Source organism: Sinorhizobium sp. CB7 (genome assembly GCF_041357635.1).
In the GTDB taxonomy this organism is placed as follows: domain Bacteria; phylum Pseudomonadota; class Alphaproteobacteria; order Rhizobiales; family Rhizobiaceae; genus Rhizobium.
Map to the genome: position 1 here is coordinate 92,954 of NZ_JAULLL010000001.1, position 11,847 is coordinate 104,800.

12 protein-coding genes are annotated in these 11,847 nt (G+C 58.1%); 5 read left to right on the forward strand and 7 right to left on the reverse strand.

Annotated features, from left to right (window positions below):
* Window positions 1-23: 23 nt before the first annotated feature.
* Window positions 24-836 (reverse strand): SDR family NAD(P)-dependent oxidoreductase, encoded by an 813-nt coding sequence (locus AAE029_RS00515; protein WP_371070825.1) that lies wholly within the window; start codon window positions 834-836, stop codon window positions 24-26.
* A 575-nt stretch (window positions 837-1,411) separates the two neighbouring features.
* Between AAE029_RS00515 and AAE029_RS00520 the strand changes: the two genes are divergently transcribed.
* Both AAE029_RS00520 and AAE029_RS00525 read left to right on the forward strand, forming a co-directional pair.
* Entirely contained in the window at window positions 1,412-2,641 is a 1,230-nt protein-coding gene (locus tag AAE029_RS00520; RefSeq protein WP_371070826.1) for a flavin-dependent oxidoreductase, read from the forward strand.
* Between the two features lie 339 nt (window positions 2,642-2,980).
* Window positions 2,981-5,098, forward strand: a complete 2,118-nt coding sequence (locus tag AAE029_RS00525; protein ID WP_371070827.1) for a carboxy terminal-processing peptidase — start codon at window positions 2,981-2,983, stop codon at window positions 5,096-5,098.
* A gap of 248 nt (window positions 5,099-5,346) precedes the next feature.
* Here the strand turns inward: AAE029_RS00525 and AAE029_RS00530 are convergent, their stop codons facing one another.
* The 4 genes from AAE029_RS00530 to AAE029_RS00545 form a co-directional block, all read right to left on the reverse strand.
* Window positions 5,347-5,562: a hypothetical protein gene (locus AAE029_RS00530; protein ID WP_371070828.1), complete on the reverse strand. Its 216-nt coding sequence runs from the start codon at window positions 5,560-5,562 to the stop codon at window positions 5,347-5,349.
* 218 nt (window positions 5,563-5,780) lie between these two features.
* A complete protein-coding gene (locus AAE029_RS00535) occupies window positions 5,781-6,230 on the reverse strand; it encodes a DUF2267 domain-containing protein (protein WP_371070829.1) in 450 nt (149 codons plus the stop codon).
* A 414-nt stretch (window positions 6,231-6,644) separates the two neighbouring features.
* A complete protein-coding gene (locus AAE029_RS00540) occupies window positions 6,645-6,914 on the reverse strand; it encodes a hypothetical protein (RefSeq protein ID WP_371070830.1) in 270 nt (89 codons plus the stop codon).
* 72 nt (window positions 6,915-6,986) lie between these two features.
* Window positions 6,987-8,774, reverse strand: coding sequence for a thiamine pyrophosphate-requiring protein (locus tag AAE029_RS00545; protein WP_371070831.1), 1,788 nt, complete (start codon window positions 8,772-8,774; stop codon window positions 6,987-6,989).
* 214 nt (window positions 8,775-8,988) lie between these two features.
* On the opposite strand from AAE029_RS00545, the gene AAE029_RS00550 reads away from it, so the two are divergent.
* The 3 genes from AAE029_RS00550 (at window position 8,989) to AAE029_RS00560 (ending at window position 11,129) form a co-directional block, all read left to right on the forward strand.
* Complete coding sequence (locus tag AAE029_RS00550; protein WP_371070832.1) at window positions 8,989-9,195, forward strand: hypothetical protein; 207 nt, start codon at window positions 8,989-8,991, stop codon at window positions 9,193-9,195.
* Between the two features lie 157 nt (window positions 9,196-9,352).
* On the forward strand, window positions 9,353-10,426 hold the full coding sequence (locus AAE029_RS00555) for an ROK family protein (RefSeq protein ID WP_371070833.1): 1,074 nt from the start codon (window positions 9,353-9,355) through the stop codon (window positions 10,424-10,426).
* Between the two features lie 46 nt (window positions 10,427-10,472).
* A complete protein-coding gene (locus AAE029_RS00560) occupies window positions 10,473-11,129 on the forward strand; it encodes a LysE family translocator (RefSeq protein WP_371070834.1) in 657 nt (218 codons plus the stop codon).
* 47 nt (window positions 11,130-11,176) lie between these two features.
* Here the strand turns inward: AAE029_RS00560 and AAE029_RS00565 are convergent, their stop codons facing one another.
* The gene (locus AAE029_RS00565; protein WP_371070835.1) at window positions 11,177-11,506 is read right to left on the reverse strand and encodes a PRC-barrel domain-containing protein; all 330 of its coding nucleotides are present in this window, start codon (window positions 11,504-11,506) and stop codon (window positions 11,177-11,179) included.
* The gene (locus AAE029_RS00570; protein ID WP_371070836.1) at window positions 11,503-11,847 is read right to left on the reverse strand and encodes a hypothetical protein; all 345 of its coding nucleotides are present in this window, start codon (window positions 11,845-11,847) and stop codon (window positions 11,503-11,505) included. Before AAE029_RS00570 ends, AAE029_RS00565 begins: the two co-directional genes overlap by 4 nt.

The following is an 11,847-nucleotide window of genomic DNA, read 5'->3' on the forward strand; positions in this document are numbered from 1 at the left end:
TTATCTCGTCATCCAATGCAAGGTCAGCTCGATTTCACGAGGTCGAGGCTCAGCCGACGCAGCTGCGCTCGGGCTGTGGCGTCATAGGCCTGGGGATTGGCCTGGGATTCACGAAGCCCATCGAAGTAAAGGCCGCTGCGTCCTTTCATTGCAGGAGAAACGGCAAGGTTGAGGATGGCATCCGCACCCTGATCGACCGTGCTCATAGGCTGGACGCCCGACTGCCGCACCATGGTCGTATCCATATAGGTGGCAGGATGCAGGCAATTGGCCGTGATGAGCATGCTGTCGAATTCCAGGGCGAGATCGAAGGTGAACATGATCTGCGCCAGCTTGCTCTGGCGATAGGCCCTCACGCCGCTATAGCCATGCTCGAGCATGACATCGGAAAAATCGATGGCCTGCTGCCCAGCGGACGCGACGTTGACAATGCGGGCGCTCCGGCTTTTCTGCAACAGGGGCAACAGCATCCGCGTGAGCAGAAAGCCGGCGAGGTAGTTGACGGCGAAGCGCAACTCGTAGCCGTCACGGCTCATTTGTCTGCCTTCGCCGCGGCTGCCGGTGCCGATGCCGGCATTGTTGATCAGCAGGTCAAGATGGTTGTGGCCGCCGGTTATGGCACCTGCAAGGGCGCGGACATCGTCAAGCGAGGCAAGGTCGGCTCGGTAGAAGATCGCCTTGCCGCCGGCTTTTTCGATATCGGCGACCAGGCTTTCGCCGCGGCCGTGGTCGCGGCCATGTACGAGAAGCGTCACCCCCTCGGCTGCAAGCCTCTGGGCAACCCTGCGGCCGACGCCGTCGGTCGAGCCGGTAATCAATATGGTTCGGTTTGTCATGGGCCCTATCCATGTCTCTGTAATGATATGTGGCAGAGGTCGGCGGACTCCAAGTGCCGCTTTGAGCTGGAGGCCTGCCGTTGATGCCTGCGGCTGAAGCTTGCCCTCCTTCCGCTCTTCGCGCGACAAGAATTCGATTGCAGGTGTGGGCATACCAACACTAGATTTCTCCGTCAGTGTATGGAGGGGAATTTCATGGGCAGCCAAATGGACTGCTTACAGAGAGCATTCCCTCTGCCCGCGAAGGAACTCGCGGCGAACGAAACCCTCTCGTCATTTGCACTATGTCTGGTTGCATGATATCCCGAAATGCCATGGATAAGAGCTACCGATTGATCGATCCGACGGTTGTACGGAAGGCAAGTAGCATGGGAAGGGTCCCAGCGGGATGGTCTCGAGCTTGGGGCGAAAGAAGGAACCGCGTGCGCATCAGCGGACGATAGATCGTCCCAATGCCCGCTTAAAAGCCGGATAGTCGGATAATCTGAAAACGACCAGACGCTGGGCGACATCCCCGCTCCTACGACCATTCCTTCCGGGTGACTCGTCTCGCAAAAGGGAGAGAGGAAACCACTATGAAAGCTCTCATCGCGGGTGCCGGCATCGGCGGCCTCACAGCTGCGCTCTGCCTTCATAAAGCTGGGATAGACGTTGACATCTTCGAACGTTCCGACGAGGTTCGCGAACTGGGCGTCGGCATCAACATGCTGCCACATGCCGTGATCGTGCTGACGGAGCTCGGGCTCCTCGATGACCTGGATGCGGCAGGGATACGCACCCGGGAACTGATCTATACGAACCGCTTCGGCCAGGTCATTTGGCAGGAATTGCGAGGTTTGGAGGCCGGCCACGACGCCCCGCAGATCAGCATTCACCGCGGCAGGCTGCTCGGTGTCATTCACAAAGCGGTTGTCGCTCGTTTTGGACCTGAAAGCATCAGGACCGGTTGCAGGGTAGAGGGCTTCGAACAATCTGAGGACGGAGTCGTGGTTCATTTCTGTAGAACGGACGGATCGCGCGACGCAGTTCACGGCGATCTCCTCATCGCCGCCGACGGCATCCATTCCACGATTCGAACGCAGCTTTATCCTTCAGAGGGGCGCCCGATCTGGAGTGGGATCATGCTCTGGCGCGGTGCGACATGGTGGCCGACCTGGCGCGATGGGCGAACAATGACGATCGCCGGCGGTAATTTCGCGAAATTCGTCTACTATCCGATTAAAGCCGATCCGGCGGAGCCCGAAAAGCGGCTAACCAATTGGGCGGTGATGGCCAAAGTTGGCGACGTGGGCACCCCGCCGAAACGCCGCGAAAACTGGACCCTTTCCGGCATTCCGGAAGAAGCGCTGCCCTTTGTTTCCGACAGTTTCCGCCTCGATTTCGTCGATCCGTCCGCGATCATCATGGCGACTGAGAATTTCTACGAATACCCGAACTGCGATCGCGATCCTCTGCCCCGCTGGTCGTTCGGGCGGGTCACTCTTTTGGGGGATGCGGCTCATCCCATGTATCCGGTCGGCTCGAACGGCGCGAGCCAGGCCATTCTCGACTCAAGATGTCTGGCGCGGGAGCTGCAGAGAGGAGACGGCATTGAGGCTGCACTCTCCCGATATGATGCCGAGCGGCGGCCGGCCACATCGGAAATCGTTCTCGCCAACCGCCTTGGTGGACCCGAAGGAGTCATCGACATGGTCGAGGACCGTGCGCCCGACGGTTTCGACGATATTGAGAAAGTCTTACCGATTGAAGAGCGCCGCGCAATTGTACGTGGATATGCATCACTGGCTCGTGGGCGGAGCCGATGAGGGCTGGTTAGCTGCTGATCGCGGGACTTGTTGGTTGCTGGTCATGAGCCGCGCACCAGAACCTACGCTGCGAACCGTCTGCTTAAAAATGTGGGTGGCGAGCACGACCGTTCGATCGGCCACATCCTCATTTTCTCCATTGGCACCGCGAGATTTGCTTCAAGCACGGACTTCTTGCGATAGGCTCAGTCCCAGGCTATTCGAGGCTGGCGACTTACGCGCTTTCATTGTCGCCAATGAGGACGGGAAGAATTGGCGTGCACCTGCTTGCCAAAAAACCATAATTGCTTCACCTAGATCGCACACCGACAACAGGCATATGAATTGGATCAACGCTGAATGCGGATACTATACGTTTTTCTGGGTGCATTTCTTGCAATCGTACAGTCCGCATATGCTGAAGTCGCGTCAGCGCCTGTTCTGGCGCCGCTAAAGCAACAGGCGCAAGCCGCTCAGTTGAGTACACAAATTCTCACGCGTTACAGCTACAAGCCCATCCCACTGGACGACGCCTTGTCGGCGGGAATCATGGATCGGTTCATTAAATCACTTGATCCAGACCGTGTGCTCTTCCTTCAAGCGGACATCGACAGGATCATGTCTGACCGCAGCGAGATCGACGACGCCATCGAACGGGGGGACCTGAAGATCCCGTTTGCGATCTTCAACGTGTATGAACAGCGCGTCGTCGACCGCATGAACTACGCGCGCAGCTTACTCAAGCAGGGCTTCGATTTCGGTGCGCAGGAAAATTATTCCATGCTGCGCGATAAAGAGCCTTGGCCGCAGTCGGAAACCGAGAGCAATGAGCTTTGGCGCAAGCGCGTGAAAAGCGACTGGTTGCGCTTGAAGCTGGGCGGTAAACCCGAGGCAGCTATCCGCGAAACGCTCGACAAACGGTATGAAAATGCTCTCGAGCGCGTTTACAAATATAAAAGCGACGACGTTTTCCAATCGTTCATGGACGCCTATGCAACGTCGATCGACCCGCACACGGACTATTTCGGCGCGAGCGCTTCAGCCAACTTCAATATCTCGATGAAGCTTTCGTTGTTTGGTATCGGTGCGGTACTGCAGGAACGCGACGACTACACGACGATCCGTGAGCTCGTACCTGGCGGGCCAGCGCAGTTGTCCGGCAAGCTCTCGGTCGGAGACCGCATTATCGGCGTTGGTCAAGGCAAGGATGGGGCGATAAAAGAGGTGGTGGGCACGCGCCTTGATGAAGTCGTGCAGATGATACGAGGAAAAAAAGGCTCCGTCGTGCGCTTGGACGTCCTGCCGGCGGATGCCGGAGCAGATGGCACGCATCGCGTTGTCAGCCTGGTGCGCGATAAAATCAGTCTCGAAAAGCAGGCCGCCAGGAAGGCTGTGCTGTCCGTGAGCGTGGGCGATGCCACGCGTAAAATCGGGGTGATTACCCTGCCGGCATTCTATGAGGATTTTGAGGCCCGGCACAAAGGAGACAGCGACTACAGAAGCGCAAGCCGCGATGTCGCCAAGCTTCTGCGCGAACTGAAGCAAGAAAAGGTGGACGGCGTTCTCATTGACGTGCGCAACAATGGCGGCGGTTCATTGGACGAGGCGATTGATTTGACCGGTCTGTTCATCGGCAAAGGCCCGGTCGTTCAGCAACGCGGCAGCGACGGCAAGGTAGAAGTCAGAAGCTCGGATTTTGCAGCGCCTGTCTGGACAGGCCCGATGGGTGTACTGATCAATCGCGGGTCGGCCTCGGCTTCGGAAATTTTTGCCGCGGCAATCCAGGATTACGGTCGAGGCGTAATTATCGGCGAACCAAGCTTCGGGAAAGGTACTGTTCAGACCGTCGTCGATCTTGATCAGATGGTCCACAGCAGCAAATCGGAATTCGGGGAGCTGAAAGTGACGATTGCGCAGTTTTTCCGGGTCAACGGTGGTACGACGCAGCTGCGCGGCGTGACGCCTGATATCAGTCTGCCTGGACTTTCCGATCCGACGAGCTTCGGCGAGACCAGTTATGACAATGCCCTACCGTGGGCGCAGATCAAGCCCGCGAATTACGCCGCCGCCGACACTGTCACGACGTTGCTGCCGACATTGCAAAGCCGCCATGATGCGCGGGTTGGGAACAATCCGGACTTCCAGCGCCTGTTAGACAGCATTGCCGACCTGAAGGCGCAGCGCGAGAAAGGGGTTATTTCCCTCAATGAAGCCGAACGTCGCAGGGAAGCGACTGCTCGAGAAAATCGACTGAAGTCTCTAGCGCAAGGAAGCGATGGCGAAGATCCTGGTGGAGATGATGGCCTGGAGGCAGACGAGCGCAGCCTGAGTGCTGATATTGCCATCGAGGATGCCCGAAAGAAGGCAAAGGACGTCTTGCTGGACGAGGCCGCTGCCGTTCTTGCCGACGAGGCGGATCTGCAGGAAGGCGTCCTAAAGGCAGCCACAAAACAATCCGGAAACACGGACGGAAAATAGTCATACCAACCGCCGCATCCACGGCATTGCGCGCGGCGATGCCCGCGTGAAGCGGTTTGGCGGTCGTACCGAATGCCCTTTTCCGATCCTGTCTGTTCGTCGAAACGGAGCAGGCGAGAAAGACCGCCGAAAGCACGTAACGCCAACTTCGGCCGCGTGCTGACTGATGAGGCATCGGCGCTGATCGGCGAGTATTGCTCGCGGCTCTGCATGCTTGAAAACTTCGTGGGCCATGCAGAGCAGGCTAGCTAATCGCGGGACTTGTTGGCTGCGTGGTCGTGATACTGCTCCGTCTGCACGTTTTTGGAGTCGAGCCCGCGCTCCTTCGTATGCTGCGCCTTATCCCGATTTGACAGCACCTTGTTCTCTTCGACCAGTTCACGGTCCAATGTGGATCGGGCCCCGCTCGCATCGCCCTTTCCCTGTGCACCTGCACCCATGTGTTTCTTTCCAGCACGCGCCATTGGATCTTCCTCCTGTTTCTTGGGTGTTTGCCGGGCTGTGACCGACACCGACCACGCTCATCCGGCAGTTAGGATAGTAAGTCGGTCGCGCGGCAATCAGGCTGTTCGGAGTGAGCTCGCCCATTCGGGACGGGCCGCTGCTATCCTTCGCAGGGTTGAACTATGTTGGCGGCCGAATGTTCCAGCTCTTGGTTGGCGCGTCACTTTGCCTCCGTCGCCTATGCCGGCCCTTTAACTCCGACACTCTCGGGCCACAGCACTTGAATCTCTTTGGGAAGTGCGTCGCGGACTTTTGCCGATTGGCCGAGGTCGACATGCCGAGCCAGAACCCGGAACACGGATTTCGCGGCCTCGGTCGAATTCACCGGACGAACTGATTTCAGTCCTTCCGCAATATTGCCGAGGAACTCATCGAGTGAACGCTGCTTGTGTGGTAGCTGGGAGGGACGGTATTGGTCGTAATAGGCGCCGCGCACGAGGAGTGGTAGCTCTGCTCCGAGGTGGGCTCCGAGATCAGGCGGTAGCCTGTCACGCAAGGTCCGCAAGACCGAACATAGGATATCCCATGCCAATTTGCGGTCGGGGCCATGGTCGGCCATGATTTCGTTCAGCCACTGATTTGTGATTTGCAGCGTCTTATCGAACACGTCGAGACTCGTCGTACTCATCGTCATACCTCCTCTTAAACCCGCTCGATGCCGGAGCGATTTCGCCAAGCAAAGTGCAAATCGGGCGGCGCTCGCCTTGTCATTGCGGAAAAAGTTGGCGGTTAGGAGTCCTTGCCAAGCGACGCGTCGCTGAAATCTGCGGTTGCCACTGACCTCGATCAGCCTGGCGCTTCGGCTGCTCCGCTTTTAAGCGTGTTCCCAGAAAACTCTCTGTTGGCTCAGGCATCCGTATTCTTGCCAACATGAGGCGAACCCGGAAAGCATCAGTTTGTTCCCCATGGTTCCCGCGATCCTCGAACGCTTCCGGCAATCGCATGGACCGAAATGGAGAGCGAAGAGGATATGAGGCTTTAAACTATTGTTTTCATGCATGTCGTTGTCGCAAAAGCGCTGCGCACTTTTGCGCGACATGCATTAGATCAATCTGCCCCAGGCAGGATCCCAGCGCACGCCTTCCGTGAGTTCGACGAAGATGGGGTTATCTGGCGCCTCCGTATGTTTGTTTTCAGCCATGAGAAAGGCATCGTCGACCTGTAGTTCCTCGCTTGGGAACACGGTGTCGTCCTGATCGGATTCCGTTACCTTCCGGATGAAACCCCGGATCTGATCGCCGGAGTGATAGAACCTGATGACGATCGAGCCGACATCGGCTTTTCCTTTCTCATACCGTCGATAAGTTCGCATTCCGATACTCCTTGCATTAACATGGGAACCGAATTCGGCTCTGCCTGTTTCAACCGCCTTGTTTTCATCGCGTCACTTCTTCGATGGCATCAGCGCGCTTACGAGCTGGCGTACCGTACCGCCGATCACACCGCTTTCATGGGGATCTCCTTTGAGCAGAGCGGACGATATGTTGCGCATCTGCTCGAACGTAATGTGCGGCGGCAGCGGCGGTACCTCCGGATCCGTTTTGACTTCCAGCAAGACCGGTCGATCCGAACTCAGTGCTTCATCCCATGCGCCTGCAAGTCCGTCCGGACGGTCGACATAAATGCCCTTCAGCCCGATCAATTCTGCAAAGCGATGATAGGGGACGTCCGGAATGCGCTGAGAGGCGTCGAACTTGGGATCACCCTCCATCACACGCTGCTCCCAGGTCACCTGGGCGAGGTCCTCGTTGTTGAACACGCAGATGACGAACCGGTGGTCCGCCCATTGCCGCCAATATTTGGTGACAGTGATCAACTCCGCCATATTGTTCATCTGCATGGCGCCGTCGCCGACGAGGCCAATCACCGGCCGGTCCGGATGCGCAAACTTTGCCGCGATCGCATAGGGGACCGCCGCACCCATTGAAGCGAGGCCACCCGACAGCGAGCCCATCATGCCGCGTCTCATCTTCAGATCACGGGCATACCAGTTTGCACAGGTGCCGGAATCGCTGGTCACCACCACTCTCTCCGGCAGCCGCGGAGACAGTTCCCAAACGACTCGTTGTGGGTTGACGGGATTTGCTTCCGCCAGCGCGCGCGCTTCGAGCGTCTTCCACCATTCGCCCACATTCGCCTCGACCGTCTTGCGCCATGAGTTGTCCTCATTGCCTTTCAGCAGCGGCAGCAACACCCGTAAAGTCTCGGCGGCATCGCCAACGAGATTGACATCCATCGGATAGCGCAGCGAAAGCATGTCGGGCCTCATGTCGATCTGAACGCCGCGAGCCTGGCCTTCCTCCGGCAGGAATTCCGAGTAGGGAAAACCGGAACCGATCATCAGAAGCGTGTCGCAGTCCCGCATGAGTTCCCAGGAGGGGCCGGTGCCGAGAAGACCGATGGAGCCGGTTACCCAAGGCAGTTCGTCGGGAAGGGCGGCCTTGCCGAGCAAGGCCTTTGCCGCGCCGGCCTGGAGGCGATCGGCAACGGCGATGACTTCGTCGGTGGCATGGAGCGCGCCGGCGCCGACCAGGATGGCAATCTTTTTGCCTGCATTCAGGATCTCCGCTGCGGCCTTCAGGTCATCGGTGTGTGGAACCGTTCTCGGAGCGCGGTAGCCGATGCCGGAATGCACCGTACCGTGCTTGCGATCGGGCTCCGCGTAATTCATCTCCTGCAGATCATTCGGCAGGATGATCGCCGTCACAGTCCTGTTGGCAAGCGCAATACGAACAGCCCGGTCCACAAGATGCCGGACTTGAGCTGGCGCCGAAGCCTGATGGACGAAGTCGCCAGCAACGTCCTTGAACAACGCGGCAAGATCGAGCTCCTGCTGGTAATGTCCGCCAAGCGCGCGACGCGCCTGCTGGCCGACGATTGCCAGAACCGGCTGATGATCGAGCCGGGCATCGTAAAGCCCGGTGACGAGATGGGATGCGCCGGGACCAGAGGTCGCGATGCAGACACCGAGGTCGCCCGAGAATTTCGCATAGGCCGAAGCCATGAAGGCTGCCATTTCCTCATGCCGAGCCTGGATGAATTTCATCCTGTCGCTCGCTCGGTTAAGGGCTCCGAAGACGCCGTTGATACCGTCGCCGGGATATCCGAACATCTGCCTTACACCCCATTCACAGAGGCGCGAGACGATGAAATCGCCAACGGTGTTAGCCATGAAAAATCTCCTCGGGATTGATTGGAGCTGCGACGCTGTCGCTCCCCCAAACTAAACGGGGACTTCAAGGTTCCTTCGACGGGTAGATTGAGCGAGGCGGGCGGAACTATCCCAGCCGGTGAAAGTTAGCATTTCCAATGGATCGCGAATGAAGGTCCACCTGAAGATGTCGGGTAGGAGAGCGGACCGATAACACGAGCCGAAGGAGTTGATCATGACTTCAGCCAAGCACCGCAAGACGACAAAGCCGAGCGATCGCGACCTGACCGATGATCCGGGCATCGGCCGTTCGAAAGGGACCGTGGAGCCATCGGATGACGAGCTGCTGCAGGGCGAAAGCACGGTCGAGGGCGATGTAGCAAACGATACGACCCCGCAGGGCGGTGTCGATCCGAGACAAAGGGGAAGGACGAACAAATAGCGATCGGACCACACCCTCATCAGTCAGACAGCGACAGGGCGGTCTCAGCTGCGGAACTGGCGGGAGCTGCGCTATCAACGTGAAGCATCGGCAACAGGAGGGAACGTTTACGCGCTGAAAATGTTGAGGAAGGGCCTTGAAACGTGGGTAAGCCGATATGGCGAAGCGAACCACCAGTCCCCAGATCAACCATGGCGCAGCGAACCTGCCGTCCGTCAAAGTGGACTGTTACAACATCGAAATCCGCGACAGGAACGGGTTCATCGGCGATCGCGCCCGAACGGATGCTTTCCGCCAGAAACTCGAAGATTGGCGTCAACGCGTTCGCAAGGGGGGCGAGGATCCGCTTGGCGAAATTGCGACGGAGGACCTGACGAAGAAGGAGATTGACGCCTTGCTGGACGGCAAGGACAAGGAAGCCGCTGCCTTGGTCTTGGGGGCGGTTGAGGACTTTGCTGCGGAAATTGCGTTTGTGCTGCAACGATTTCTCGAAGATGACTGCTGGGCGGACACGCAGCGCATCGCTGTAGGAGGAGGTCTTATAGAGAGCACCTTCTGCGAGTTGGCGATCGCGCGCGCCATGGTTCAATTGAAGAGCGACGGACTGGCGATTGATTTGGTACCCATCGCCCACGATCCCGACGAAGCAGGGTTGCTCGGTTCCGCGCATCTGATGCATTCTTGGATGCTCGACGGGTACGACGGTATCCTCGCAGTGGATATCGGCGGCTCGAATATTCGAGCAGGTGTCGTCGAAACCAGGCTCTCCGATAGCTCAGATCTATCGAAAGCCCGTATTTGGAAATCCTGCCAGTGGCATCACGACCAAGAGTGCAAGAGTCGCAAAGCCGCGATCGAGAAATTGGTGGGAATGCTGATCAAACTGATCAAGAGCACCGAAAAGCATGACTTCACTTTGGCGCCGATCATTGGCGTGGCGTGTCCGGGAATCATCGAAGCGGACGGGTCGATCGCGCGGGGTGGCCAGAACCTCCCTGGTAATTGGGAGAGCGAAGGGTTCAATGTGCCAGATGAACTCATCGAAGCAATTCCCAAGATCGGTAAACACGACACGCTGGTTTTGATGCACAATGACGGCGTCGTGCAGGGCCTGTCCCAGGTTCCGTTCATGCAGGACCTCACACATTGGGGAATCGTTACAATCGGAACTGGATTCGGTAACGCCCGATTTACGAACCGTACGCCAGCCCGAGACGCGAAGACGAATTGAGACAGCCAGTTCGGGAACTTCAGTGTGATTGCGCAGTTTCAGAAGAATGCCCGATCCGACCACCTACATCGCATTTCTAGGCGCCGTACTTGCCTACCAACTCTCCGGTATAGGTCCGGACATGATGCTCGTCATCAGCCGCGGCATCAGCCAGGGCAGGCCCGCTGCGCTTTCGACAGCTTGCGGATGCGTCGCGGCGGGTGTTATCCAGATACCTCTGCTTGCGGCGGGCCTTGCCACGGTCGTCGTTTCCTCGCCGCTGCTCTATAAGGCCATGCAAGCAATCGGAGCAGTTTATTTGATCTATGTCGGAATGCGTTTCCTATTTGCCGATGGTGAAACGCGTAGCGGCACTGCGCAGAGCCATGCCAGATCGGGATCGCTTGTCGGCCCCTTCAAGCACGGTATGATCTGCAACCTGACAAATCCCGCAGTTCTTTCCTTTATGCTTGCGGTTCTTCCGCAGTTCGTCCAGCCGTCTGTCGGATCGCCTGCGCTGCAATTTTTCATCCTTGGATGCACCATGAAATTGACGGGACTGCTGATCCTTGGCGCGGTGGCTCTGACCTCAGGAACCTTCAGCGGCTTTCTGTCACGCAACAAATCCTTCTTGGTCTGGCAGCAGCGTGTTGCAGGCAGCATTATGCTGGCGCTCGGCATAAGGCTGCTGCTTTTGGTTGCTGTGCCCGCCTCTCGGCGCTGAACCGCTACGGCGCAACGGATGACCTCGCATGCGATAGCGATGACCGTTCAAAATGCCTCTTTCCTCTCGGGGCGAGGTGGCCGCAGATCACTCGGGTCGCAAAGCAACTTCGGCGACGATGGGTCGGAGAGGTCGAGCTGGTCCCAGCGGACGGCGAGGCCCTCGCCCGAACGGCCTCCGACCGCCCGCAGGACCGCACGCGCGAACGAGGACGAGGTGAATCGCTCAAGGAGGGCGAAGGTTCCGACATGATATTCAACGACGACGAGATCGTCGCCATCCGCTTGCGCAACGACTTCCTCGATTCGGCCGATCACTTCGCCGTTCTGCCCCAGCACATTCGTGCCAAGTAGCTCCTGGAGATAGAGCTCGGTCACGACAGCCCTCCCGGGATCCGCCGCATGACGTTCCGGCGAAGCCACTCTTCCCACTGTTCCAGCGGTGTTTCTCGGTGATCGACATCGACCGTCACGTCGACGCCCACGTCGGTCACCTTGGACCAGGAGATCCGATATCCCCGGTTTGGATGGTGAGCGGGCGTGCGCAGACCCATCCCGACGAGCAGCCGCCTAATCAACGTTGATCTTCCGAGCTCTATTGCTTCAACCTTTGGCGGGCGGCCTACTTCGGCTCGCAGGATGATGCCGTCCGCTCTTCCGATGCGGACTTGGGTCTTATCGACGAGTTGCTTGTCCAAAACGTCTCGTATGAGCTGCAT